This window comes from Sutcliffiella horikoshii (genome assembly GCF_019931755.1).
GTDB classification, from domain to species: domain Bacteria; phylum Bacillota; class Bacilli; order Bacillales; family Bacillaceae_I; genus Sutcliffiella_A; species Sutcliffiella_A horikoshii_E.
The window spans coordinates 4243826-4268716 of sequence record NZ_CP082918.1 but is presented as its reverse complement, the minus strand read 5'-3'; the positions used below and the strand labels follow the sequence as shown (position 1 = coordinate 4268716).

Here is a 24891-nt window from a genome sequence, read left to right as displayed (position 1 = left end):
AGCAGAGTTGAAAAAGAAAAAAGTTAAAAAAGGGACGGCTTTTGCTATCAAAGCAGCAAACCGTCCCTGTTTGTGATTGGAACTTAGAAAGTATCATCGATCACATGTAACGACGACAAATTCCCCTGTTCTCATCGATATTGTTTGTGCTGGCGGGCCACTTACTCTTCTTTCGCAAAATACATCAAGTGTGGTTAGACCGCAAAAAATTCTAACATATTGGTCTCCTCTTAAGTTGACGTCTGGTAATCTTCTCGTTGGAGCCCCCAATATAGGCAAGCAAAACACGACACCAATCTCTCCGGGTCTTAAAATCTCTTCACTTGCTAGGGATGTTCTACTTCTGCCTTCTGCATCAACGACGGTAATTAAATGTGTGCCAATGTGAGGGATATTGCAGATATTCCCCAAGCCATGTCTGATAGACTTTAGGATATTATCTTCCATTTTTTAACCTCCTTTATTTTCATAGATTCATAGATATGATATGCACTTTGATAGAATCTGACAGGGCATGGGTTACTCTTGTAAATAAACGGGCAAATATCTGCCAAATGTCTTCTGTGCATACGAATATTCTCCCAAGGGTATTCCTCAAATAAAAAGGGTGATAACCATGGCTTTCAACTATAACTTAGACTTTGAGAAGATTGATTTTCGTAAGAATCCTGAAATGTATAGGGTTGGCAGGGGAGAACAGGGTGTATTACTGGTGGAACCTTATAAAAGTGAAATCCTGCAGCATTGGCGCTTTAAGAACCCGGAAATTGCAGCGGAGTCATCCGATAAAATCTATCAGATGTTTCTTGATTATAAGGAAAAAGAGGATTTTGTCGGAATGGATATGGCAAGAAAGTTTTTGCAGATGGGCTATACACGGGCCCGCCGCTACACAAATTATAAAGGCGGGAAGAAATATGACGAAGATGACAAGGTAAATGATAGGCAGAATGACCCGGTAAAGGCTGAGTCAGCGACCATCTTTATGGAAAAATGGAAGCTTGCCAGGGAGGATAAGAATTATCTTATGCGGAAAAAAGACCACCAGAAGAAATATGGATGAAGGACAGTAGCAATGAAAGGAAAGGAAGGGGGTTTGCTCATATGCTTTAAAACAGAAAGTAAAAAAGCGAGTAATCTAAATGATTTGAGTTTACTCGCTTTCTATATCCATTACTATTTATTTTGGTTGTAAAACTAGCGTTTTAGCTTCCTCGCGATACTCATTACTCATGAATGTCTGATGATATTTTCCTTCTGTCCAATCATCCATCTGATCATGGTACCAAGGGCTCATCACATGTCCAGACTGACCTGGACCGACGATATTAAAGCTCTCTAATGGGTTTTTCATGTCCACAATCGTTCTCCAGGATGCACCGTGGTTTACTTTTCCTGTTTCACTGTTCCAGCCAGCAGCACCAACGGTCACCCTGCTTCCTCTCATTGGAATAGCCCCTTTTCTATTGAAAAGAAGGTGTAAAGGATTAACAGCTGACAATGGATGAGAGAACTCGGCTGCATGCACTTCTCCCCACTTCCAATCTGCTGGATTTTCGCCTTGGAAATTACTCGCTCGGTTGACCGCATTTGTAAGAGATTCCTGCAGAACGTTCTGTAAACCACCTTTTTCACTAATCCAGATACCTTCATCTCCCTGATGAGCTTCCCGTAGCAGTTGATCTACCACGTTGCCTTTTCCTGAAAAGAGTTTTAGTACGTCTTCACTAATCTCATCATTAAACAACAAGTTAGCAATCTCCTCCATCCAAAAGTGGAAGAGTAAGGGCGCAGCTAAATCGGTACTGTCTGTAAAGTTCCAGTTTTCAAATGTCTCTATGGCCTCTCTATCAATCTCTCTAAGGTTAGATACATCTGTATTTTTTAATAGGATCGGGACAAACTCTTCTGCTTGGAGATTGTAATGATCGAATTGGAGTTGCATCATGTCATCCACATTTAATTTCTCCTTAGATTCTAAAACGTCTTGAATTCGTTGCTGACGATAGGGTTGAGCCCAGATATTCGAGAGATGGTATGGATACTCCTCTTCTGCCACTTTGTAGTTTGCGGTTGCGATATAGCCTTCCGTTGGATTTACAACGGTTGGAAGCTCATCCCACGGTATATATCCTTGCCATTCATATTCATCCGTCCAACCTGGTACCGGAAGTAAGCTATCTCCTTTCTTTCGAATAGGGATAAGTCCATTCGCCCGGTACGCAATCGTTCCATCTGTAGAAGCAAAGACGAAATTCTGCGCTGGTGTATGAAAGTATGTTAAGGCTTCTTTAAACTCCTCCCAGTTTGTTGCTTTGCTAAACTTCAGGACAGCTTCGAGCTCTGTAGAAGGTTCTAGTGCCGTCCATTTCATGGCAAGTGCAGTATTCGTATCTTCATAATGTGCGAACTCAGACATGATGGGGCCGTGTCTTGTCACTACTACCTCATAATCTAGTGGTTGCTCGTCTTTAATGAATATCTTCTCATCTATTATTTCAGCCTGCTCCCATTTGTCGTTATACAGGAACTCATGCTTGTTATCTGGGTTGCGCTTTTCTATGTAGAGATCCTGTACGTCAGGTCCAACGTTCGTCACACCCCAAGAAATTGTTTCATTTCGGCCAAGAATAATACCAGGAATCCCTGCAAAAATAACACCACTAACGTTAATCTCAGGGGATTGAAGGTGTGTTTCATACCATATTGCAGGAGTTGCTAACCCAAGATGAGGGTCATCGGCTAGTAATGGAAAGCCTGATTCAGATTTTTCGCCGCTTACTACCCAATTATTACTTCCGTTAAATTCGTGGGGGATAACGGCTCCGGCAAAGCTTTTTCCAATATCAATAGTAGAATCTTTTACAGCTTGGATAATGGAAGGACCATCTTCGGGATAGCTTGGAAAAAGTTCTAGCGCCTTGTCTTCCGGAAAGTTTTGTATTAGGTGGTGACGAAACGCTTGCCCTTCCCAATGCCCTCCAAGGTCAAAGGCCATATATTTTCCAATCGTAATAGAATCCAAGTCAGTCCATTCTTCTGGTTCATATCCCATGATTGTAAATTCAATAGGTAGGGTATTAGCTACTTTCGCCTGTTTAATATATTGATTTACTCCTTCGGCATAGGAAGTTAATGCTTTTCTTGCTTCTTCAGAATAATAATCGAGCGACTTTTCTGCAGCTCTTCTTAATCCTAGCGTTCTAAAAAATTTATCGCGGTCAAGCGCTTGCTTTCCTACAACCTCACTTAGCATACCGGATGCTTGTCTTCTACTTAAATCCATTTGAAAGATACGATCTTGTGCAGTTACATAGCCTTGTGCGAAGAAAAGATCATGCTGATTTTCGGCCTCAATATGAGGGATACCTGCTTCATCTCGGTAAACGCTTACAATATTTATTAGTCCACTTACTTCAATCGTTCCTTCTGTTTGCGGTACGCTCTTATTTAGAAACCAATACAAGTAACCAACTGTAACGATAGCAAGTAATAAAATAGCCAATGCTACCGAAATGGTGACTTGCCATCTTCTTTTTTTAGGCCATATCCGGAACTTTTTCTTTATTACAACTTCCACACCATAACCCCCTATAATGAGAACGTTTGCAACTAACCAAAAGTATCTTTGTAGTTTTTTGAATAGTTAGAATTATTATATCACGGTAAGCAGAGTGTTAGGTACATTTGAATCATATATCACCAAGTTCCATAATGTTGTGTATTTTTAATAGACTTTACCTTAAGGAATGTGGACAAATTTCGCATATCTAAATAGTACAGTAGGTGGTGTATTCTTTAATTAGTCAGAAAATATGAATAATTATTCTCAATTCTCTAGTCTTTAAGTTTCATCTTTCGAAACCCGAAAGGAATTTAGTAAAGAATATAGAATTCATTCAGTGCAACTACATAAAAGCATGGAGGGATTTAGAATGAATAAGGTTTGGAAAATTTTAAGTTCAACAGCTTTGGCAGCTTCCTTACTGGCTGTACCGACGATAGGTTCTGCTGATCCGGGGCCAAGTCCGCAGCCGGGAGAAACCCTACCTATTAATGGGTATATCAATTATGAGGAACTTGGAAATAAATTAGAGCAGATTCAACAAACAAGCCAAGGAAAAGTAACAGTGGAGACTGCTGGTTATACGAATCAGGGTCGTGGCATTTATAAGGCTTCTGTAGGTCATGGCGATAAGGTAGTTCTGATTCAAAGTGAAATTCATGGGAACGAGAAAACAGGTACGGTCGCGCTCCTCAACATTTTACAAAAGCTTGGTTCCAGCAATTCTCCAGAAGTAAATAGAATTTTGGAAGAGCTTACGATTGTGGTAATCCCTATGCTGAACGTGGATGGTTCTGAATTGAGTCGTCGTGGTAATGAAATGGAATGGACAGAGGTCGTGGCAGCATTTCCTCAGCTTGCGGGAGTCTCGCCTGCATGGAACTATTATGCCTATCCTGGAATTTGGAATTATGACCAGAACCCAGGCTTTGACGTGAATCGTGATTTTAACCCTGACCTGGACTATGTTCCACAGCCAGAGGATTTCCCTGGTGCATCCAATGCTTATGGTTGGTACATTACACCGGAAGCGCAGACAGTAAGAGATGTGTACAAAGAATTAAAGGCGGAGTATGGGAATGTGGATGTTTTCGTTGACCTTCATCACCAAGGATTTCCATATATTGAAGGGACAGATGATAGGGTGACCATGTCGATTTCAGGTAAATTTGTCACTGATCCTAACAGACCTGGCGGCGAAAAGTATGAGGCCTATGCAGATAATTATGACATCGACTTCTCCCGTCAATTGAACCTGGCCCTCTATGATGCCCTGCAGGCAAAAGGGGAATCGGTCTTTACCAATATTTCTTTATATGATCAAAATATTGACCTACCTGGAACGGCCCTTGGTTCCTTTGCATTAAACGGAAGCGGAACCGTCCTCTTCGAAGTAAGCGGCCAAACACAGAATTTTGGGCAAAAGAAAAAAGGTCAGCTGGTAAAAACAGTGGAAACAGGCCTGATGGGAATCATTAACGGAGTAGCCGATGGTACTGTAAACGAACTTGACCCTGAAAGATATGAGGATATTCCTTTAAGTTCGCGTACTCCTGGATTTTAACAGATTAATAAGTACAAGGGGAAAGGTAATTCAGGCCGTCTACGCTTTAAAGGGTAGATGGACCAAGGAACCTGTCCCCACAACCCATATGAAATGTTAAACTAATTGTAATGGAGATACTGTTTACTAACGGTATCTTTATTTTTGTTCTGTGGAAAGCGGGTGTGCTATGGAGATAATAGCATTTATTTTAATCATTTTTATTGCTTCTGTACTTCAAACGAGTACAGGTTTTGGGTTTTCCATTTTGGCTACTCCGTTTCTTCTTTTACTATTTGAACCTAGTGAAGCCATTCAAATTAACTTAATTTTGTCTTTGATCATATCCATTGCCTTAATAATGAAAATTAGAAATGATATTGATCTTGGGATACTTGGAAGGTTTGTGGCAGGAAGCGTTACGGGTCTGCCCATCGGAACAGTAATCTTCCTGTTAATTGATATAGATAGATTGAAGTTAGCAGTGAGTCTTATTATTTTGGTGCTGACAGTAATGCTCGTCCTAAAGTTTCGTATTATACAAAATAAGAAGAGGGATTTGTTTGTAGGCGGACTATCAGGTTTGTTCACGACAAGTATAGGGATGCCTGGGCCACCTTTATTATTATATTTTTCAGGGACAAATACCGAAAAAGAAAAATTAAGAGGTACTACGCTGGCTTTTTTTCTATTTATTTACCTCGTTAGCTTAGTCATTCAAATAATCTTTGTTGGAACAAACAAGACAGTCTGGGTATCAAGCTTATGGGGCTTGCCTTTGGTATTTGTGGGCTTGTATTTAGGACAACTATTATTTAAATGGATTAATCAAAGGATTTTTCTTATATTTACATATATAATCTTAATATTTACAGGAATTTACTTATTGGTCGAGAGTTTGGGATTATTGTGAACAAATGAAGGTGTAGATGGGCCGTCGTGCCTGTCCCCTCAACCCAAAAGGAGTGACAACATGGAAGTAGTATATTTTGCAGGTGGATGTCTTTGGGGTGTACAGGCATTTATTAAAACGTTGCCAGGAGTTACGTTTACGGAAGCGGGAAGAGCGAATGGCACAGGTCATACGCTTAAGGGTGAGTATGATGGGTATGCGGAATGTGTAAAAACGGAGTTTGATCCGTATGTTGTAACTCTAACAAGATTAATGGAATATTACTTTGAAATAATTGATCCGTATAGTTTAAATCAACAAGGAGAGGATGTTGGGGAGAAATACAGAACGGGAGTGTATAGTGAGAATCCTGAACATTTGGAAGAGGCGAGGACTTTTATCAATAATAGAGCTGATCGTGATCGTATTGTCGTGGAAGTACTACCACTCACAAACTATGTGAGAAGTGCAGAGGAGCATCAAGATAGGCTAACGAGATGTCCAGATGATTACTGTCATATCCCGGAAGAGTTATTAAATAAATATAAGAAGGGTTAAAAGGATAATTCCGTCCACGTTTACTTTAAAGCAACACATGTCGACTGAAATGACCTTTTATCCCACAAACAGGAGGATAAACAATGGCCCAAAACATTACGCAAAGAAGAATTATTTTAGATTTAGCCGTTACTTTAGATGGTTTTATTGAAGGAATCAATGGTGAAGTAGACTGGTGCATTATGGATCCTGATATGGAGTTCACCAAATTTTTAAATGAAATTGATACGATCCTGTATGGAAGAAAAAGTTACGATTTATGGGGTCAATATATCCCCAAAACCGAAGATTCCGAGATAGATAAAGAAATGTGGAACTTGGTCCATAGTAAAGAGAAGTATGTGTTTTCCAAGACACAAAAAGGAACAGATAATGAAGCGATATTTATCAATGAAAATATTCGAGAAGAGGTATTGAAGTTAAAGGAAAAGACCGGTAAAGACATATGGCTCTATGGAGGAGCAAGTCTAATTACCACTTTCATAAATTTAGGACTCGTCGATGAATTCAGGTTGTCTGTCCACCCTGTTGTTCTGGGACAAGGAAAACCGCTTTTTGTTAGTATCAAAGAAAGATTAAACTTGAAATTGGTTCTAACAAGAACATTTTCCTCTGGCGTAGTACAATTAACTTACCATAGGAGTAGTTAAGGACAATATATAAAACAGCGGCGAATGTAGATTCCCGCTGTTTATACGCTTATCACTTCATTAATCTTAAACGGATATTCCGGTGGTGATTTATCATACACGGGAAATATCTGCCCGAACGCTATTTCTACCCCTAATAATGATTTCATTTTTCTTGATTTGTATTTTACCTGAGCATGAAACTGTCTCTTCAACCCACACCCAAAGGAGGTCCCTAGCATGTGGAAGTTTGTCAGGCGTTTGAAGTTCATCTTTACCTTTTGGAGGTTCATTCCTTTTTTAATAGATTATTTTAGATCAGGAGAAGTATCGGGGGCGAAAAAGATAGTTGGTGTGGTGCTCCTGCTCGCTTATGTGATTTTCCCTTTCGACTTAATTCCGGATTATCTTCTGGTTTTTGGTGTGTTAGATGATGTGATGGTGGTAACGTTTGTGTTGGAGCGGATCGTGAAGATGGCACCTGCTTCGTTGAAGGAGAAGTATAAGCTTTTGGAGAAATAGAGAATAAATTGGTATGAGGTGAGGGCTTTGAACGAAAAACTAGCTCCTTTTCTTATTTTATTTGCCGCTGTCCTATGGGGGACTACCGGGACGGCGCAGACTTTTGCGCCTGAAGCAGCGCATCCGGTGGCGGTTGGGGCTGCCCGCTTAGCGGTTGGGGGCGTTTTTTTATTGATTCTTGTTTTTCTGACTGGCGGGTTGAGCTTGAAGAACTGGCCACTCCGGGTGACGATTCTTGCTGCGTTAAGCATGGCGTTGTTTCAGCCGCTGTTTTTTACTGCCGTGACGATTACAGGGGTGGCGATTGGTACGGTGGTTGCGATAGGTAGTGCTCCGGTGTTATCGGGTTTTCTCGAATGGCTCTTTCTTAAAAGGTGTCCGAGTAGAATTTGGTGGAGTTCTACTTTTTTGTCCATCTTAGGCTGTCTGATGCTCTTTTTGAATAAGGATTCTGTCGTGGTGGATCCTGTGGGGGTATTAATGGCATTAGGGGCCGGGCTTTCGTTTGCCGTATATACCATCGTTAGTCGGGACCTTGTGGGGAAATTCCCGTCCCTTTCCATTGTCGCGGTTGTATTTACGTTAAGCGCCGTCTTTTTAGCGCCGTTTTTGTTTATATTTGAAATGTCATGGATAGCGGATGTCCGCGGCTGGAGCATTGTTCTCTATCTTGGGGTGATGACAACAGGGGTAGCCTATTTTCTTTTTGGGAAGGGCCTTATTTATGTTTCCTCTTCCACGGCGGTAACCCTGGCTTTGGCAGAGCCGTTGACGGCAGCTTTATTCGGGGTGTTTCTGTTGGGGGAAAACTTGAATGCTACTTCTTGGATGGGAATGGTTCTCTTGATGCTGGGGATTGGATTGTTGATAGGGGCATCAAGGAATTCTGCTAGAAAAGGGGAAAATAGAGCAGCATAAAGAAATGCCTCCCTTTAAAAAATTTCTTTCCTTGATGGGTCGCTGTGCCTGTCCCTTCTGCCCGGTTTTCCTTTATAATGAAGAGGTATAAGTTTTTTACAGGATGTGGACGTTATGAATGCTTTTTTAAAGAATGCTTACCAGTCTCATCATGCACTGGAGATTATTTTTTCTTCTTTGCGTTGGTTTTTTCTTGTTTTGTCGATAGTGGTTTTTGCGGTTCAGAACATGGAAAACCCTGTTGAATGGAAGATTTTTTTATTTGTATTATTAGTCATTTTTGGTTTTCTATATATGGGAATATCAGATTACTATTTACATAAGACACCTGAAGGATCAAAGATGTACGTCATGATGACAAAGTGTGGCCCGTTTTTTGATTTTGTGGCGTTTTCAGCCTTGGTCCCATTAACTGGAGGCTTGGAGAGTCCGCTTTTTCCGTTAGCTTACCTAATTATTTTACATGTGGCGGTTTACTGGCGTTTTCTCGGTGGTATGATTGCAGCCGGTTTCTTTACGCTTGTTTACTCCATTATTTTTTTCGTTCAGGCGCAAGACCCAACTTCATTACATAGCATGATTGACTATTATAGTGCCGTGTTCTTTTTACTCCTGATAGGTGGATTAGGAGGTATCATTGTTTCTAGAGAACGGAAACACCATTGGGAGAATAGCTTGCTGGTGGAAGCGGCAAATCGCGATTACCTTACCAATCTAGCAAATCACCGTTCCTTTCAAGAATGCCTGCGAAATGACCTGGAAAAAGAAAAAGAGTTTTACCTAGCTTTGACTGACATTGATAAATTTAAATTGATTAATGATCAATATGGACATGTTACAGGAGACAAAGTGCTGAGGCAGATTGGGGAGATTCTAACCTCTGTTCTATCTAACAAGCAGGGAAAGGCTTTCCGCTATGGGGGAGAGGAATTTGCGCTCATCCTCTATTACAAAAATGAATTTGAGGTAAAAGAAATTCTTGATGAAATTAAACAAGCAGTAGCAAGCCATCTATTCTATGATAATGGGGAGCCATTCTCCGTCACGATGAGCTTTGGCTCTGGCAAGCAAGACGGAGAACGCCCCGACCTATTAGTGGAAAAAGTAGATAAACTGCTTTATACAGCAAAAAATGGCGGGAGAAACCGGATTGTTTTGGCAGAAGTAGGGTAATAAAGGGGTGATTTGAAGTGTGGATATTACAGAGAGTATTTAAGAGTGTCATTAAAACAAATAATTTTGCTATTGTTCTAATTTCCATTCTGGTTATTGCGGGAAGTTCACTCATCATGCATCTTTTAGAACCGGCGACTTTTCCTACCGTATTTGAAGGTTTATGGTGGACGATGACCACTGTTACTACGGTCGGATACGGGGATGTGTCTCCGGTAACAGTTGCAGGAAAGAGTTTTGCCATGTTTTTATTCATCTTTGGCATTGGGCTAATTGGTGTTCTAATTGGAAAAGTTGTTAATCTATTATCTTTGTATAGCAAGTGGAAGGAGCATGGTAAATTGACTAGTAAAAAGACCAATCATTTTATCTTTGTTGGCTGGACAGAGAAGACAGAAAGAGCAATGACAGAAATCTTGGAGGATAATCAGAACGCCCAGATCGTCTTAATAGATTCTAAAAAAACAAATCCTTGTGATTTAGAGGTTGATTACGTACAAGGAGATGCGAGTGAGGACGCTGTTTTGTTAAAGGCGAACGTTCTTGAAGCAAAATCAGTGACTATATTTTCAGACGACATGATAGAAGATGCTTCCCTTTCGGATGGGAAAACATTGCTGGTCGCATCCTCTGTAGAACGGCTTTCAAAATTACATAACAAAAATATTTATACAATCGTAGAAATCAGAAAAGAAAAAAGCATCCCGAATTTCTCCCATGCTAATGTAGACGAGTTTGTTATCTCTGGTGAAACCGCATCTCGCTTAATGGCAAAGGCAACCTTATATAATGGGTCCACGCATCTTTTTAGCCAATTAACGAGCAGAATGCATGGAGATAATATTTATGAAATTGCTGCAGACCCTTCTTGGATCACATATAAACAAGCTTTTCATGAAATCCTTGAAAAAGGAGCAACTCTTTTATCAAACGGAAAAGACTTGAATATTAATAGAAGGTTGGATGAGAAAATTCCAAGCGGCGCAAAGCTCTATATCATTTGTGATAAGGATACCTACGAATCAAAGTTTAAAGCGGGTTAAATAGAAAAAGCACAAAGCGTCGTAAAGATTGCTTTGTGCTCTTCTTTTTTTAATACGTTAACGAACTGGCAATAATCCAACCAATAGACAAGGAGAACATCATCAATAAGATTCCTACAGACACACGATCCTCATTGATTGCATCTTTAATGCTGTAATTGATTGTGACCACTTCAGCTAGTATGTAAAAGACGATTTGCGCCACGATACCAATAACTCCCCAAATTACCATGTCCCAAAAAGATACGGAATGTGCGATGGCTGACCCGATGACAAATGCCAAACCGAGTAATTTTCCCCCCATCACAAGTGCTGCCGTTGTATTTCCTTGTGAAACAAGCTTTATTTTCTCATTCCTAGAAGTTAAATCAAACAAAAATAAACCAACAAACAAAAGAACAAACGCTGTTCCTGCATATAAACCAAAAGCTGCTAAATAGCTTCCCATTCCAATCACTCCTTAAATTTTTTTGAATCCTACAGGCATAAAATAAGATAAATTATCGATGATCTGTTTTCCTAACCGATATCCAAATGCACTTGCTTGTTCATTCACCAAAAATGCACCAATCATCATATGGCCATCTTTCCATCCAGTTTCTGTTTGAAACGAAATTCCTGGTAAATCCACATACTCTTGATAGACTTGAACATAGTCAACATAACTGTTGTTTGGGTCTTCCTCTACCTTTTCCCCTGTGGCTGTATATATTTTGACGGAATCGCCTTCTCTACCAAAAGTCGGCTTTTCCACATATTTTTTACCTGCTGACAGGAAAGGTGTGGGCTCTAAATAGGTTGCGAGGAAATACTCACTGATCCACTTATGCTCCTCTTGTGTAAAAAATTCGCTCTTTTGTTCATGAAGCCCCCAAATGACCGCTTGCACTGCCTTTGATTGTAAAAGAAAAGCACTCAATGGATTGACGATGGCCAGCTTCTTTAAACGCACCAATTCCAACAATTGAAGGCCCACATTCGCGCCAGTCTCCTGATCCTTATCCATAATGAGCGATTCAATTGGAAAGGTTTGGCGATACAGGACATCAATTTTTCTCCCCTCCCCATCAAGTAAAGCTTCCCCCTCAATGATTTTCAGCTTGTGCAGGGGAACATATTGGGATGGGAGTCTACAAATATCTTTTAAATATAATACCGTTTGTTTATCCTCAAAATTTTCATCATGAGAAGTGAAAACAATGTTCGGGAACTCCTTTTTCTCCAAAACCTGATAGCTCTCAAAAATTGCATTTTTTACAGCTCTTCCTAGACGTTCTTCTTCTTTGCCATTAGGGTCTACCCGACCAAACTCTTTACACACTTCCCCGTTCATTTGAAATAATTCTTTAATAAAGGTGGGCGTGTCACTATTAATCTCCAATACTTTATATGTATCATTCGTTTTAACCAGGTCCACCCGGGATATAATGGACTCAGCCACTATCTCCTTGATTGATAGATATGGAATGGTTTCTTTTGGATACCCAAGTTCCAGAAGAGTTTCTTTCTCCAGTCCCCGCAGTAGCTTAGCCATCTTCGAGAAAATACGTCCAACCCTATTGGCCACATTCCAAATATTCTCAGCCTCTTCCGGCTCAATTTCGTGTACAGAATAGAGGGCATATTCTTGATCATATAGATTGCTCCAAAAGGAAGGGAACTTTGCATAATACGCTTCACGCTCTGTTTGATACACTTGCTCTTTCATTTAACTTAACCTCCACTATAGGAAGAACCACTACCAAATCCTTTATTAGGCGTTGTGTTGGACTTGAAAGTGGAGCTATTTCGATAGTTTTTATAGGAGGAATCATTTTTTAAGGAAGATTTATTTCCAAAAAAGCTGCCTCCGTGATAATAGTGGCGGTAATAGCTTGATGAATCATCATCGCATTGATAAACACCCTCTTCATTATCCCATTCATACTCATTACAACGATCATCGAACGGCTCTGGCGGAAGCGAACTGGATTCTTCATAACCGGAACCGCAACCGGTCATTCCTAAAGCGAATACGGTGGCAGAAACACTTGTTAACACTTTTTTCGTTTTTGTCATGGGTACTACTCCTTTCTTACATAATGAACTAAACTAATAGTAACAAAAATAGGAAATAATGAGGAGAAAAATTTTAACGAATATGGAGGAGACAGCCCGTGATTTTGCTATGATGAAAGTATATGAAAATTGAGACAGGTAGGTGGACCCCAAATGGAATTAATCTATTACTTACACGACAGAGGAAACTATGAGCCAATATACGAATACAAAAAAGGAAAAGTCAGCGAAGATGAAATATATGCAAGACAGCTTTGTACTTTTTTTATCAAAGAAGGAATACAATATAAATCTATATGCACGGAGGGCTCCTTAGATAACAACACTGAAACAATTACGGTAGAAAAGGATGAGGTGGCAAGGAACTTCTACAAGGAAAAATCGTACCCTTCCGGTATTCACATGGAATTTCGTGAATACAAATACCTTCAGGATATGCCGGTCCTCCATACACAAACTTTAGAAAGTCACTGGGAAGCTATCAAATTTTTGTTGAAGGATATCGTTCACCTCCCGGGGATTGGGGAGTGCCATGTGGACTCAACGGAAATTGATGAAGACAGACAATGCTATGTTTTTTATATAGGAAAGATTGTGAAAGAAACTTAGGAAATTTATAAATATACTACTCCTTTTCTGTAAAAAATTGCTATAATAAACCATATATGATGTGTCAGCAAAGGGGAGAATCGGATGGCTGAAATGAATGAAAACCCGTTATTAAAAAGCGATGATAAACCGAAGATCAAAATGGAAAGAAAAGAAGGGGAACCAACCGCCGCTTTTAAAGGGGCAAGTTGGGCAGCCCTCGTGGTAGGGGTTTCTGCATATTTAATTGGACTATTCAATGCAGCAATGGAGTTGAATGAGAAAGGATACTATTTTGCTGTATTGGTATTCGGCCTGTATGCAGCCGTTTCCTTGCAAAAAGCGGTGCGAGATCGGGAAGAGGACATTCCTGTTTCGGGCATCTATTATGGACTCAGTTGGTTTGCCCTTGTTGTATCTATTTCCTTAATGGCAATCGGCCTCTATAACGCAGGAAGTATTATTTTAAGTGAAAAAGGGTTTTACGGCATGTCATTTGTGCTCAGCTTATTTGCAGCCATCACCATCCAGAAGAATATTAGAGATACACAGAATGCAAGGGAAAGAGATTAATAGCGATGGCGGTACTGTAGACTTGACTTGTTGTGGAGTCAGGCAGTACCGTTTTCTTTTTTGCTCCAGATAGTTTAAAATAATCAGATAATACGGTGTAATCTGGTGAAAAGTTAGCCTGAATTGTGATATGATAGAAATTAGGATGGACAAAGTATGTTTTTAGGTAGCGTTATGCCTTTAGGATGCTAGAAGCAATAGCGCCTGCTCTTTTTTATAAATTTAGGGGATGTGTAATGATGAGCAACATGCAGAATAAAACAGACGTTATCTTAATTGGTGCCGGTGTCATGAGCGCGACTTTAGGTTCGTTATTAAAGGAAGTTCAACCGGACTGGGAAATTAAAGTGTTCGAAAAGCTAGCAAGTGCAGGAGAAGAAAGCTCGAACGAGTGGAACAATGCCGGTACGGGACATGCAGCATTATGCGAACTTAACTATACGTCGTTAAAAGCAGACGGAACCATGGACATCAGCAAGGCGGTAAAAGTGAACGAACAGTTCCAGCTTTCCCGTCAGTACTGGTCCTATCTAGTCAAACGCAACCTGATCAGCAATCCACAGGACTTTATCATGCCAATTCCGCATATCAGCTTTGTGGAAGGGAAAGAAAATGTCACGTTTTTGAAAAAACGTATGGAAGCGCTGTCAGCAAACCCGCTGTTTAAAGGAATGGAATACTCTGAAGATCCTAAGAAGCTCAAGGAATGGATGCCTCTTATGATGGAAGGCCGCACCTCAGACGAGCCGATTGCGGCAACAAAGATCGACTCTGGTACAGATGTGAATTTCGGTGCGTTGACTCGCATGTTGTTTGACCACTTGGAGAAAAACAACGTAGAAGTTCACTATGAGCATAGCGTGGAGAATCTTAAGCGTGCAAGCGACGGTTCTTGGGAATTAAAGATCCGCAATGCCAAAACTGGTCAAGTGGAATACCACCATGCCAAGTTTGTATTCATCGGCGGTGGAGGCGGAAGTCTGCCATTATTACAGAAAACCGGTATTCCCGAATCGAAGAATATCGGCGGTTTCCCGGTTAGCGGACTGTTCTTAGTATGCAACAATCCCGAGGTCGTTGAAAAACATCACGCAAAAGTATACGGAAAGGCAAAGGTTGGCGCGCCGCCAATGTCTGTGCCGCATCTTGATACTAGATATATAAATAACAAAAAGACCTTGCTGTTCGGGCCATTCGCAGGGTTCTCGCCAAAGTTCTTGAAAACCGGGTCCAACCTGGACTTGATCGGCTCCGTAAAGCCATACAACGTCATGACCATGCTTTCTGCCGGATTCAAGGAAATGGCGCTGACCAAGTATTTGATTCAACAGGTGCTGTTATCCAATGAAAAACGCATCGATGAGCTGCGAGAATTTATCCCGAACGCGAAAAGCGAAGACTGGGAGATTGTCGTTGCGGGCCAACGCGTTCAAGTAATCAAGGATACAGAAGCCGGCGGCAAAGGGACACTTCAATTTGGTACGGAAGTGGTGAGTGCATCCGACGGTTCCATAGCAGCATTGCTTGGTGCATCTCCAGGAGCTTCTACAGCCGTTCATGTCATGCTCGAAGTATTTGAAAAATGCTTCCCTGAGCAAATGTTCGAATGGAAAGACAAAATCCAAGAAATGATTCCTAGCTATGGCTTATCTTTAGTAGATAACCCTGCGCTGTTTGATGAACTTTTCGCCTCCACAGGGGAAACCCTCTTTCTTAGTGAAGGGAAGGAGCAAAAGGCGCTCTCCTTTCATTAAAATTAGAATAAACGGAAAAACCTTTAATCCTCCTTTGGATTGAGGTTTTTTTGTTTTGTAGGGGGCCCTTTTGGATGGCAGGCCGGCATTTGCCGAGCGGAAAACTTGAGTTGGAGATTCCAACTTCTGTATGCTAAAGGTACTAACTTACGAGAGGATGTTTTTTTTGAAACGGATCAGAGACCATTGGAAGGTGCAATATAAAAATCCCGGCTACCCGCATGTTCAGCAAGGATGGATACTGCCTCCCGACAGGATGCGCGAATATGACCCATTCATCCTGATGGCGGACGATTGGTTTAAACGAGGTACCTTCTCCGACCACCCTCACCGCGGTTTCCAGACTATCACCTATGTAGTGGACGGAAGACTTGAGCACACCGACAATCAGGGCGGGCACTCTGTGTTGCACGCCGGCGACGTTCAGTACATGAATGCCGGAAGCGGTGCCCGCCATGCCGAAGAAGCAGTCGACGAGGATGTCATCCATACGTTGCAACTCTGGCTCAATTTACCGAAGAGCTTGAAACAAACAGAGTCCTCTTATCATAATGTCCTCTTGGAAGATGCTCCTTTGGTGGAGTTTGAGGGTGGCTCTTTACGAGTTTACTCGGGAAGTGCAGAGGGCGTGACAGGTCCGATGGACTCTTTGGTTCCCATTAATATGTTTGAGCTTTATTTGCGCGAGGGTGAGAGCTACTCACTTAAATTACCTGCAAATCATAACGGTCATGTTTATATGCTGCAAGGCGAAATGACTTTTGGTGGGGATGGAGCTGTGACTTTGGGGAAGACCGAGGTGGGGCTTCTGTCTTATGACGAGGTCGCTGAAGATGGTGCGGTGGATACGCTGGAGGTGACGGCGGCGGCTCAGGAGCGGTCCAGGGTGCTTATATATACGGGTAAACCTATTGGGGAGCCGATTGTAGCGAGAGGCCCTTTTGTGATGAACACCGAGGAGGAAATTGTGGAGGCGTTTGAGGATTTTAGAGCGGGGAGGTTTGGTGGGAGGGTGTGAGTGATGTTTAGCTAGGTGGAGCGCGGTCTATAGGGTTTTCAGAAAAGGGGGAATGGCTACCTAATTGCAGCCTCCCCCGTGTAAAGTTTTTGTCTGAAATGAATACTGATCCTCTATACGCCCGAAGCACTGCCCAAACAAGTAGAACGGTCAAATAGAAGGGCTCTATACGCCCGAAGCCTCGCTCAAACAAGCAGAACGGTCAAATAGAAGGGCTCTATACGCCCGAAGCCCCGCTCAAACAAGCAGAACGGTCAAATAGAAGGGCTCTATACGCCCGAAGCCCCGCTCAAACAAGCAGAACGGTCAAATAGAAGGGCTCTATATGCCCGAAGCCCCGCTCAAACAAGCAGAACGGTCAAATAGAAGGGCTCTATATGCCCGAAGCACCGCTCAAACAAGCAGAACGGTCAAATAGAAGGGCTTTATATGCCCGAAGCACCGCTCAAACAAGTAGAACGGTCAAATAGAAGGGCTCTATATGCCCGAAGCCCCGCTCAAACAAGCAGAACGGTCAAATAGAAGGGCTCTATATGCCCGAAGCACCGCTCAAACAAGCAGAACGGTCAAATAGAAGGGCTTTATATGCCCGAAGCACCGCTCAAACAAGTAGAACGGTCAAATAGAAGGGCTCTATACGCCCGTCTGAGTTAATTCAATATCATAGGTAATAACTCCAACGGCGGCTACCTTTTATAGAAAAATGCTTATCCAATATACGCCTTACCACCTTCTCAGAAACCCCCATCCCACACCATTCAAAAATACCACTAGTAGTTATCTTTCTATCCGGAAACAACATCCTAAACTCCCCCACATGCCGCAGCACAATCTCCTCAAGCGTCTCCACCTTATGACACCTCACACACCGCGCCGACCGTCCCTCAACAACAACAGACAAGGAGGAACAGCTCGCACACATTAACCCTTTCCCAACCTGATCATACGAATACTCCGGCAAACTCTTAAAAGGAGAGTCCACGATATGGAGGGAGGTTAGTTTCTCGGCAAGCGCAGTGTGCATTTTAGTTAGCTTAAAAGAAGAATCCGTCTGCAAGCCTTTCAGGTATCTGTTGATTTGGGTTGGGTGAATAAAGGGTTTATCTGGAGGTGATTGATAAAGGGTGAATTCGGAGTTGATAAATACAACAGAAGCAATAATGGGTAAGTTGAATCCGCAACTATTCAAAAGTTGTCGGAGCAACGAGTTGCATCGATTCAGTTGGTTCAAGGGGTTGGTGACTTCATAATCTTTGGAGTTTGCTTTTACATGCAGTTGATCGGTTCGAGTATCATAGATGTAATCTCCTTCAAAGTTCTTCACTTCAAAAAGATAAGCATTTCGAGGGGTAATAATAAGCGTGTCGATTTGAAAAGTAGTATTATTATGCTTCAGCAAGAGGTCATTTAAAATCAGATGATTACAGTCTTCCAACTTCTCGGTCAAGGCATCAAACATGCACTCTCCTTCATAACCTTTCTCCATATTCCACAAGTATTGCTTTTCCTTCTCAAGAAGCGTCATTCGCGCCCCCAGAGATAAATACAGGTGCATTTCCATCGGCCTTGTCCGCGATTTAACTAGCATATCCCACATCCTTATCTATAGTCTACTTAACTATAACAGTTCCAAAATATTAATAACACAATTTTCAGTAAATAATACAAAGTCCTCTTTCCTTATTTTACCCTCCCCCTTTTCACCTAAATTAGATAGTCTATTAAAGCCCTTTCAGTTATGATAAATGCAGTATGTTTTATTGGAGGAACTCAATGATTAAATTAATGGCGGATTCAACTTGTGATTTATCAAACGAAGTGTTGGAGATGTATGACATCAGTCTGGCACCCTTAAGTATAAATATTGATGGAAAAACATATAAGGATCGTGTGGACATAGAACCAGATGAATTTTACGGAATGATGGAGGCGCTTTCGGAGTTTCCAACGACTGGGATGCCTAGTCCTGTGGAATATTTGGCGATTATGAACGAGGCTGTTGAAAGCGGTTATAAAGAAATCCTGTGCATTTGCATGTCCAGCGGGACAAGCGGATCCCACCAGTCGGCGGAGTTGGCGAAAGGGTATTTCTTTGAGGAAAACCCGGATTCGGCTGTGAAAATTCATGTGGTAGATTCCAAGTGTATGAGTCATGGAAGCGGTTGGCTCCTCCTAAAGAGTGCGATGATGAGAGAGAGCGGCGCAACCTTTCAAGAGTTAGTAGATTTTACCGAGAATCACAAAACCAATGTAAAACATTTCCTATCCGTAGACGACTTGGATCATTTGATCAAAAGCGGAAGGCTGACGAATGCGAGTGCATTTCTTGGAAAGTTACTGATGCTAAAACCAATCATGACCATGAAAAACGGCAAAGGGGCCATCGTTGCAAAAGAGAGAGGGTTAAAACGGGTACTCAAGCATTATGTGGAAGAGTTTATCAAGCGGAACGACGAAACGGTGACGGACTTTATCATAATCGGGTATACATCTGATATCAAGGTCGCCGAAAACTTAAAAATAAAGATAGAAAATGAAACAGACTTCTCCGGGACCATCCACATCATGCAGATGGGAGTATCTGTTGGTACACATGTTGGACTTGGAGCGCTGTCCATGTTCTTTGTAGAAAAAAAATAAACTAACAAAAAACCACCTACCCAATGAGGTGCACCCCAGAAGTTAGAGTTAAAATCTAACTTTTGGGGTGTTTTATTTTGGCTAAATATAGTGTGGAATTTAAATTGATGGTTGTGAAGGAGTATCTAGATGGTCCGCTTGGGATGAAACTTTTAGCACGTAAGCACGGCATAAAATCACATAAACAGGTTTTAGGTTGGATAAATGTATATAAACATCAAGGCGCAGCTGGCCTCTCTCGAAAGAAGAAGAATGAAATTTACTCTGTTCAATTTAAGCTGGATGTACTAAGCTTTATGAAAAGGACAGGTGCTTCTCAAACTGAAACAGCTCTTCATTTTGGGTTAACAAACCCACCGATGATCGCCTCTTGGAAAAAGAAATTCCTTGAAGGCGGTGCTGAAGCCCTGGACAAAACGAGGGGACGAGCATCTATGTCAGATAAAGCGAAGAACATCAAAAAAAATATTAAGTCTATTCAAAAAGACAAAATGACACGCGAACAGAGCTTAGAACGGGAAAATGAACTACTTCGTCTTGAGGTAGAATACCTAAAAAAGTTGCGGGCTTTTCAGAAGGATCCGGACGCCTATCTCGAAAAGCACAAACAGCGTTATCGTTCGAACTCAAAGAAAAATTCCGATTGAAAGATGTACTTCAAATCGTTGGCATTCCTGAGTCTTCTTATCACTATCACATAAAACACATGCATGCGGAGAATCCTGACCAGGAGCTAGAAGACAAAATTCAATTCATCTTCGATGAGAACGATGGCAACTATGGATACCGTCGTATTCAACTGGCACTAAGGAACGAGGGGTTATGTGTGAACCATAAGAAAGTCCAGCGCATTATGAGGAAACTTGGGTTGAAGGGACTGAAGTTCATGAGAAAGTCACGCAACTACAGTTCTTATAAAGGAACGATTGGAAAAATGGCAAAGAATCGAGTGAACCGCCGGTTCCAGACAACTGTCCCTCTTCAGAAATTGACAACCGATATTACTGAATTCAAGTGCTCTGATGGTCGCAAACTCTATCTCAGTCCAATTATGGACTTGCATAATGGCGAGGTGATTTCTTATGGCATTAATGCGCATCCAACGCTAGACTTCGTCATGGAACCATTGAAAGAGGCGCTCAAGATTGTAAAAGATGCAAGATATCGCACAACTATACATTCTGATCAGGGTTGGCATTATCAACATAGGAAATGGGTGGAGGCTCTTAAGGGGCAAAAAATATTTCAGAGTATGTCCCGCAAAGGAAACTGTTTGGACAATTCTCCAATGGAGAATTTCTTCGGGTTATTAAAGCAGGAAATGTATTATGGTGTAGCTCTTAGAACCTACGCAGAACTCAAGAAGGATATCGAATTATACATCCACTATTATAATCACAAACGCATTAAACAAAAATTGGCAGGCATGAGTCCGGTTCAATACCGTATCCATACCAGCCAATTAGCTGCTTAATATAAAACTCTAACTTTTAGGGGTCACCACACAAAAGGTGGTTTTTTTCGTGTGAATTTTTATCCTTAGAGATTTTATGGTAGTGTTAGTATATCAAAATAATAGTTAGAATTTTATAAAAGGGGGCTTTTCCATTGTCGTCGAAACAGAAGAACACGTACACGGACTTACAAAAACCGACTAAGAGTAATTGGAGTGTCCTGCTTGGTGCGGCTTTCCTGATGGGGGCATCTGCCATCGGACCAGGATTTTTAACGCAGACGGCTGTATTTACCGAACAACTTTTAGCTAGTTTCGGTTTTGTCATTTTAATGTCGATTATCTTAGACATCGGGGTACAGGTAAATGTATGGAGAATTATTGCCGTTTCTAAAAAAAGAGGGCAGGATATAGCGAACATGGTCTTGCCTGGGCTGGGGTATTTCCTCGCTTTTGCGGTCGCCTTGGGCGGTCTGGCATTCAACGTCGGTAACATTGGCGGCGCGGGCCTTGGAATGAACGTCCTTTTCGGTATTGATGTGCGAATTGGAGCCGTCATCACCGCGGCCATTGCGATAGGGATTTTCCTATCCAAAGAAGCTGGAGTGGCAATGGACAAGATTGCTCGTTATTTGGGATTGATGATGGTATTGCTCACCCTTTATGTGGCATTCCAAAGTAATCCGCCTGTAGGAGAGGCTGTTTTCCGTACGTTTGCGCCGGAAACCATTGATGTGTTTGCGATTATTACCCTTGTTGGTGGGACAGTTGGGGGGTATATCACATTCGCGGGTGGACATAGACTGTTGGATGCAGGGATTAGCGGGAAGGAAAATCTTCATCAAGTAACGAAGAGTTCGGTAACCGGAATTGTTATCGCTTCCATCATGCGGATTTTCTTATTCCTTGCTGTACTTGGAGTGGTTGCAACGGGCTTCAAACTAGATCCAAACAATCCACCGGCATCCGTATTTATGGAAGCAGCAGGTATGGTTGGTTATAAAATGTTCGGCCTTGTGCTTTGGGCTGCAGGAATTACCTCTGTTGTCGGGGCAGCATATACATCCGTTTCTTTTTTACGAACACTGTCTAAAAAGATTGATCGGAATAACTCGAAGGTCATCATCGGATTCATTGTTGTGTCGACCATTATCTTTGCTCTTATCGGCGAGCCGGTTCTGTTGTTGATCTTGGCTGGTGCGTTTAACGGACTTATTTTACCTGTCGCACTTGGAACGCTATTGATAGCTGCATATAAAAAAGAAATTGTCGGGGATTACAAACATCCGATGTGGTTAACGATTTTTGGTGCGATTGTTTTTATCGCAACAGCATACTTGGCAGCGGTCACGTTGATTAACCAGGTGCCAAAATTATTCTCATAAAATAGACAGAACATGGGGAGGGGAGCCAAATTGAAAGTTCAATTTCATCCTTTAGGGGATACAGGTTTACAGGTTCTATTTGGGTCCGACATATCAGAAGACACGAATCAGCTGATAAGAATGTTTGCAGATTATCTTAGGAAGCAAAATATTGAAGGCATTATAGAGTGGGTGCCGGCCTATACGACGCTCACTATTTTCTATCAACCGGATAAAATAGTCTATAAGGATTTGTGCAAAAAACTTGAGGACATACAGGAGAAGTTGCATAAGGCAGACTTTCAATCTAACTCTACTGTGTATGAAATCCCTGTCCTGTATGGAGGAGAGGTGGGTCCTGACCTGTCGGAAGTGGCAAGCCACAATGAAATGTCTGAAGATGAGGTAATCTCTATCCATTCTGCCCAGCCTTATCTCATTTACATGATGGGATTTGTGCCCGGCTTTCCTTACTTAGGGGGCATGCCAAAAGAAATCGCTACTCCAAGACGTGAGAACCCGCGCGCGAAAATTGAGGCAGGTTCTGTTGGGATAGCGGGGGAACAAACAGGCGTGTATCCATTAGAAACTCCAGGTGGATGGCAGATTATCGGGAGAACGCCCGTAAAGCTTTATGACCCGGAGAGGGAGGATCCGATTCTTTTATCTGCCGGGGCTTATATCCGCTTCGTTCCTGTTGGCCAAAAAGAATATGAAGAAATAGAAGAAGCAGTCGCACGTGGAGAATATAAAGTGAAAAGTTATGAGAAAGGGGGAGCACACGATGAAGACCGTTGATTTAAACAGTGATTTAGGGGAAAGTTTTGGTGCCTATACGATCGGAAATGACGAGGAAGTCCTTCAGTATATTTCTTCAGCTAATATCGCCTGCGGTTTTCATGCTGGCGATTACAACGTTCTGATGAAAACGGTCCAGAAAGCAGCAGAGCTTGGAGTCTCCATCGGAGCTCACCCTGGCTTTCCTGACCTTGCCGGATTCGGTCGCCGTGATATGCATATGAGTAAACAGGAAATTTTCAACCTTGTAGTCTATCAGATTGGGGCAATCCAAGCGGCTGCCAAGGTTGCTGGTACCCATGTGCACCATGTAAAACCGCACGGAGCTTTGTATAACCTTGCATCCAAAGATGAAATGGTGGCTACAGCAATAGCAGAAGCGGTTTATGCTGTCGACCCAGACTTGATTTTATTCGGTCTGGCGGAAAGTGAACTTGTTTGGGCAGGGGAAAAAGTAGGATTAAGAGTAGCACAGGAAGTTTTCGCTGACAGGACCTATCAACTAGACGGAACACTTACGCCAAGGTCCCATCCAAATGCAATGATTCATGATGCAGACCTTGCTGTCGAGCGCGTGCTGAGGATGATAACAGAGGGGAAAGTGACAACTGTTAACGGAGAAGATATTTTTATTCAAGCAGACACCATCTGTGTGCACGGTGATGAGCCGGAAGCGTTGGAATTTGTCCGAAAACTAAGAGCGAAACTCAAGGAAAACAAAATAGAGATTCATGCTATTGGGACGGTGAACAATCCATGAGCCGACCACTTTTTCAAGTAATGAAACCTGGCTTACTTACGACTGTCCAGGATTTAGGAAGGACAGGCTATCAGGAATTCGGGATGGTAGTTGCCGGTGCGATGGATAATTATGCTCTTCAGATAGGGAACCTTTTAGTTGGAAACGATAAAGGAGAAGCCGCTCTTGAAGTCACCATTATGGGTCCGGAATTAAAGGCGCTAGAGGACGTGGTGATTGCCATTAGCGGTGGCAATCTATCCCCGAAAGTTAATGGCAAGCAAGCACCTATGTGGAAGAGTTTCAGGGTGAAAAAGGGGGAGCTAATTGAGTTTGGAAGGCCAGTGGAAGGAGCCCGTGCCTATATTTGTGTAGAGGGTGGCTTTGATGTACCAGTCATGATGGGAAGTAAGTCGACATACCTGAAGGCGCAAATCGGCGGGTTCCAAGGAAGGGCATTGGAAAAAGATGATGTATTGTACGGAGAACCTTCGAATGAGGCAGCAACAGGTCGTTCCATCCATCCTGATGAAATCCCCTCTTATAAAAAAGAGATCGAAATCAGAGTTTGTCTTGGTCCGCATCTTGATGCCTTTCATGAATCCTCTGTAGAAACATTTTTGTCCTCGAGTTATGAAGTTACACCACAATCCGATCGCATGGGGTACAGATTGAAAGGACCTAAAATCGAGCATAAAACATCTGCAGATATCATTTCAGAAGCGATTCCTTTAGGGGGAATACAAGTGCCTGCAGATGGAAGTCCGATTCTTTTAATGGCAGATCGCCAGACGACTGGAGGATATACAAGAATTGCTACGGTCATTTCTTATGATATTCCGCTTTTAGCGCAGGCTCAGCCAGGCACTTCCATCCAATTCAGGGAAGTGTCTGTGGAAGAAGCACAAAAATTGTATCAAAAAAGAGCCAAGCTTTTCAGCGTTCTCGGAAAAGTGACCTGATAATTGTTTCTTAACTTTTCAAAGCATTAGGGCAATCCAAGTCCTGATGCTTTTTATTATGGGCAAAAAATTAAGTTATGACGGAAGTTGAAAAACATAGT

26 protein-coding genes are annotated in these 24891 nt (G+C 42.0%); 20 read left to right on the top strand and 6 right to left on the bottom strand.

Annotated elements, in window-relative coordinates; translation table 11 throughout:
• Positions 1-93 precede the first annotated feature (93 nt).
• The gene (locus tag K7887_RS21715; RefSeq protein WP_223491668.1) at positions 94-447 is read right to left on the bottom strand and encodes a hypothetical protein; all 354 of its coding nucleotides are present in this window, start codon (positions 445-447) and stop codon (positions 94-96) included.
• Between the two features lie 169 nt (positions 448-616).
• Between K7887_RS21715 and K7887_RS21710 the strand changes: the two genes are divergently transcribed.
• Positions 617-1063, top strand: a complete 447-nt coding sequence (locus K7887_RS21710; protein ID WP_223491667.1) for a DUF4385 domain-containing protein — start codon at positions 617-619, stop codon at positions 1061-1063.
• Positions 1064-1180: 117 nt separating this feature from the next.
• Here the strand turns inward: K7887_RS21710 and K7887_RS21705 are convergent, their stop codons facing one another.
• Complete coding sequence (locus K7887_RS21705) at positions 1181-3580, bottom strand: penicillin acylase family protein (protein ID WP_223491666.1); 2400 nt, start codon at positions 3578-3580, stop codon at positions 1181-1183.
• A 355-nt stretch (positions 3581-3935) separates the two neighbouring features.
• Here K7887_RS21705 and K7887_RS21700 point away from each other — a divergent pair, with 355 nt between their 5' ends.
• From K7887_RS21700 to K7887_RS21665, 8 genes are all read left to right on the top strand, one after another.
• A complete protein-coding gene (locus K7887_RS21700) occupies positions 3936-5129 on the top strand; it encodes a M14 family zinc carboxypeptidase (RefSeq protein ID WP_223491665.1) in 1194 nt (397 codons plus the stop codon).
• A gap of 169 nt (positions 5130-5298) precedes the next feature.
• Positions 5299-6021: a sulfite exporter TauE/SafE family protein gene (locus K7887_RS21695; protein WP_223491664.1), complete on the top strand. Its 723-nt coding sequence runs from the start codon at positions 5299-5301 to the stop codon at positions 6019-6021.
• Positions 6022-6081: 60 nt separating this feature from the next.
• Entirely contained in the window at positions 6082-6558 is a 477-nt protein-coding gene (locus K7887_RS21690; RefSeq protein ID WP_223491663.1) for a peptide-methionine (S)-S-oxide reductase, read from the top strand.
• A gap of 83 nt (positions 6559-6641) precedes the next feature.
• Positions 6642-7208 (top strand): dihydrofolate reductase family protein, encoded by a 567-nt coding sequence (locus tag K7887_RS21685; RefSeq protein WP_223491662.1) that lies wholly within the window; start codon positions 6642-6644, stop codon positions 7206-7208.
• Positions 7209-7427: 219 nt separating this feature from the next.
• Positions 7428-7709: a YkvA family protein gene (locus K7887_RS21680; protein ID WP_223491661.1), complete on the top strand. Its 282-nt coding sequence runs from the start codon at positions 7428-7430 to the stop codon at positions 7707-7709.
• A 27-nt stretch (positions 7710-7736) separates the two neighbouring features.
• Positions 7737-8627 (top strand): EamA family transporter, encoded by an 891-nt coding sequence (locus tag K7887_RS21675; RefSeq protein WP_223491660.1) that lies wholly within the window; start codon positions 7737-7739, stop codon positions 8625-8627.
• Positions 8628-8741: 114 nt separating this feature from the next.
• A complete protein-coding gene (locus K7887_RS21670; protein ID WP_223491659.1) occupies positions 8742-9800 on the top strand; it encodes a GGDEF domain-containing protein in 1059 nt (352 codons plus the stop codon).
• 17 nt (positions 9801-9817) lie between these two features.
• Positions 9818-10843, top strand: a complete 1026-nt coding sequence (locus tag K7887_RS21665; protein ID WP_223491658.1) for an ion channel — start codon at positions 9818-9820, stop codon at positions 10841-10843.
• A 49-nt stretch (positions 10844-10892) separates the two neighbouring features.
• On the opposite strand, the gene K7887_RS21660 is transcribed toward K7887_RS21665, so the two are convergent.
• Genes K7887_RS21660 through K7887_RS21650 form a run of 3 tightly spaced genes read right to left on the bottom strand, consistent with a single transcriptional unit; the run spans position 10893 to position 12901 of the window.
• A complete protein-coding gene (locus K7887_RS21660; protein WP_223491657.1) occupies positions 10893-11291 on the bottom strand; it encodes a DUF350 domain-containing protein in 399 nt (132 codons plus the stop codon).
• Between the two features lie 12 nt (positions 11292-11303).
• The gene (locus tag K7887_RS21655; RefSeq protein ID WP_223491656.1) at positions 11304-12551 is read right to left on the bottom strand and encodes a glutathionylspermidine synthase family protein; all 1248 of its coding nucleotides are present in this window, start codon (positions 12549-12551) and stop codon (positions 11304-11306) included.
• A gap of 5 nt (positions 12552-12556) precedes the next feature.
• Positions 12557-12901, bottom strand: coding sequence for an aminotransferase yhxA (locus K7887_RS21650; protein ID WP_223491655.1), 345 nt, complete (start codon positions 12899-12901; stop codon positions 12557-12559).
• Positions 12902-13054: 153 nt separating this feature from the next.
• On the opposite strand from K7887_RS21650, the gene K7887_RS21645 reads away from it, so the two are divergent.
• The 4 genes from K7887_RS21645 (at position 13055) to K7887_RS21630 (ending at position 16834) form a co-directional block, all read left to right on the top strand.
• The gene (locus K7887_RS21645; protein ID WP_223491654.1) at positions 13055-13510 is read left to right on the top strand and encodes an RNA helicase; all 456 of its coding nucleotides are present in this window, start codon (positions 13055-13057) and stop codon (positions 13508-13510) included.
• Positions 13511-13594: 84 nt separating this feature from the next.
• On the top strand, positions 13595-14062 hold the full coding sequence (gene yiaA, locus K7887_RS21640; RefSeq protein ID WP_223491653.1) for an inner membrane protein YiaA: 468 nt from the start codon (positions 13595-13597) through the stop codon (positions 14060-14062).
• A 239-nt stretch (positions 14063-14301) separates the two neighbouring features.
• Complete coding sequence (gene mqo, locus K7887_RS21635; protein ID WP_223493732.1) at positions 14302-15816, top strand: malate dehydrogenase (quinone); 1515 nt, start codon at positions 14302-14304, stop codon at positions 15814-15816.
• Positions 15817-15973: 157 nt separating this feature from the next.
• On the top strand, positions 15974-16834 hold the full coding sequence (locus K7887_RS21630; protein WP_223493731.1) for a pirin family protein: 861 nt from the start codon (positions 15974-15976) through the stop codon (positions 16832-16834).
• A 661-nt stretch (positions 16835-17495) separates the two neighbouring features.
• Here the strand turns inward: K7887_RS21630 and K7887_RS21625 are convergent.
• Positions 17496-18422, bottom strand: coding sequence for a nuclease-related domain-containing protein (locus K7887_RS21625; protein WP_223491652.1), 927 nt, complete (start codon positions 18420-18422; stop codon positions 17496-17498).
• 185 nt (positions 18423-18607) lie between these two features.
• Here K7887_RS21625 and K7887_RS21620 point away from each other — a divergent pair, with 185 nt between their 5' ends.
• The 7 genes from K7887_RS21620 to K7887_RS21590 all read left to right on the top strand — a co-directional run bounded on the left by K7887_RS21620 (position 18608) and on the right by K7887_RS21590 (position 24790).
• Positions 18608-19474 carry a DegV family protein gene (locus K7887_RS21620; RefSeq protein WP_223491651.1) on the top strand — a complete coding sequence of 289 codons (867 nt, stop codon included), beginning with the start codon at positions 18608-18610 and terminating at the stop codon, positions 19472-19474.
• 77 nt (positions 19475-19551) lie between these two features.
• Positions 19552-20121 (top strand): helix-turn-helix domain-containing protein, encoded by a 570-nt coding sequence (locus K7887_RS21615; protein ID WP_223491650.1) that lies wholly within the window; start codon positions 19552-19554, stop codon positions 20119-20121.
• The gene (locus tag K7887_RS21610; RefSeq protein WP_223493730.1) at positions 20022-20948 is read left to right on the top strand and encodes an IS3 family transposase; all 927 of its coding nucleotides are present in this window, start codon (positions 20022-20024) and stop codon (positions 20946-20948) included. The genes K7887_RS21615 and K7887_RS21610 overlap by 100 nt, the downstream gene beginning before the upstream one ends.
• 221 nt (positions 20949-21169) lie before the next feature.
• Positions 21170-22312, top strand: coding sequence for an NRAMP family divalent metal transporter (locus K7887_RS21605; RefSeq protein WP_223493729.1), 1143 nt, complete (start codon positions 21170-21172; stop codon positions 22310-22312).
• A 30-nt stretch (positions 22313-22342) separates the two neighbouring features.
• Positions 22343-23089, top strand: a complete 747-nt coding sequence (gene pxpB / locus K7887_RS21600) for a 5-oxoprolinase subunit PxpB (RefSeq protein WP_223491649.1) — start codon at positions 22343-22345, stop codon at positions 23087-23089.
• A complete protein-coding gene (locus K7887_RS21595) occupies positions 23076-23849 on the top strand; it encodes a LamB/YcsF family protein (RefSeq protein WP_223491648.1) in 774 nt (257 codons plus the stop codon). Before pxpB ends, K7887_RS21595 begins: the two co-directional genes overlap by 14 nt.
• Positions 23846-24790, top strand: coding sequence for a 5-oxoprolinase subunit C family protein (locus K7887_RS21590; RefSeq protein WP_223491647.1), 945 nt, complete (start codon positions 23846-23848; stop codon positions 24788-24790). Before K7887_RS21595 ends, K7887_RS21590 begins: the two co-directional genes overlap by 4 nt.
• Positions 24791-24891 lie beyond the last annotated feature (101 nt).

Bases quoted from the DNA above. Each gene is read 5' to 3' on its own strand.
- K7887_RS21590 (WP_223491647.1), top strand. From the start codon at position 23,846: ATGAGCCGACCACTTTTTCAAGTAATGAAACCTGGCTTACTTACGACT.
- mqo (WP_223493732.1), top strand. From the start codon at position 14,302: ATGAGCAACATGCAGAATAAAACAGACGTTATCTTAATTGGTGCCGGT.
- K7887_RS21650 (WP_223491655.1), bottom strand. From the start codon at position 12,901: ATGACAAAAACGAAAAAAGTGTTAACAAGTGTTTCTGCCACCGTATTC.
- K7887_RS21645 (WP_223491654.1), top strand. From the start codon at position 13,055: ATGGAATTAATCTATTACTTACACGACAGAGGAAACTATGAGCCAATA.
- K7887_RS21680 (WP_223491661.1), top strand. From the start codon at position 7,428: ATGTGGAAGTTTGTCAGGCGTTTGAAGTTCATCTTTACCTTTTGGAGG.
- K7887_RS21685 (WP_223491662.1), top strand. From the start codon at position 6,642: ATGGCCCAAAACATTACGCAAAGAAGAATTATTTTAGATTTAGCCGTT.
- K7887_RS21660 (WP_223491657.1), bottom strand. From the start codon at position 11,291: ATGGGAAGCTATTTAGCAGCTTTTGGTTTATATGCAGGAACAGCGTTT.
- K7887_RS21670 (WP_223491659.1), top strand. From the start codon at position 8,742: ATGAATGCTTTTTTAAAGAATGCTTACCAGTCTCATCATGCACTGGAG.
- K7887_RS21695 (WP_223491664.1), top strand. From the start codon at position 5,299: ATGGAGATAATAGCATTTATTTTAATCATTTTTATTGCTTCTGTACTT.
- K7887_RS21710 (WP_223491667.1), top strand. From the start codon at position 617: ATGGCTTTCAACTATAACTTAGACTTTGAGAAGATTGATTTTCGTAAG.
- K7887_RS21700 (WP_223491665.1), top strand. From the start codon at position 3,936: ATGAATAAGGTTTGGAAAATTTTAAGTTCAACAGCTTTGGCAGCTTCC.
- K7887_RS21715 (WP_223491668.1), bottom strand. From the start codon at position 447: ATGGAAGATAATATCCTAAAGTCTATCAGACATGGCTTGGGGAATATC.
- K7887_RS21595 (WP_223491648.1), top strand. From the start codon at position 23,076: ATGAAGACCGTTGATTTAAACAGTGATTTAGGGGAAAGTTTTGGTGCC.
- K7887_RS21605 (WP_223493729.1), top strand. From the start codon at position 21,170: ATGGGGGCATCTGCCATCGGACCAGGATTTTTAACGCAGACGGCTGTA.
- yiaA (WP_223491653.1), top strand. From the start codon at position 13,595: ATGGCTGAAATGAATGAAAACCCGTTATTAAAAAGCGATGATAAACCG.
- K7887_RS21630 (WP_223493731.1), top strand. From the start codon at position 15,974: ATGTTTTTTTTGAAACGGATCAGAGACCATTGGAAGGTGCAATATAAA.
- K7887_RS21690 (WP_223491663.1), top strand. From the start codon at position 6,082: ATGGAAGTAGTATATTTTGCAGGTGGATGTCTTTGGGGTGTACAGGCA.
- K7887_RS21620 (WP_223491651.1), top strand. From the start codon at position 18,608: ATGATTAAATTAATGGCGGATTCAACTTGTGATTTATCAAACGAAGTG.
- K7887_RS21625 (WP_223491652.1), bottom strand. From the start codon at position 18,422: ATGCTAGTTAAATCGCGGACAAGGCCGATGGAAATGCACCTGTATTTA.
- K7887_RS21655 (WP_223491656.1), bottom strand. From the start codon at position 12,551: ATGAAAGAGCAAGTGTATCAAACAGAGCGTGAAGCGTATTATGCAAAG.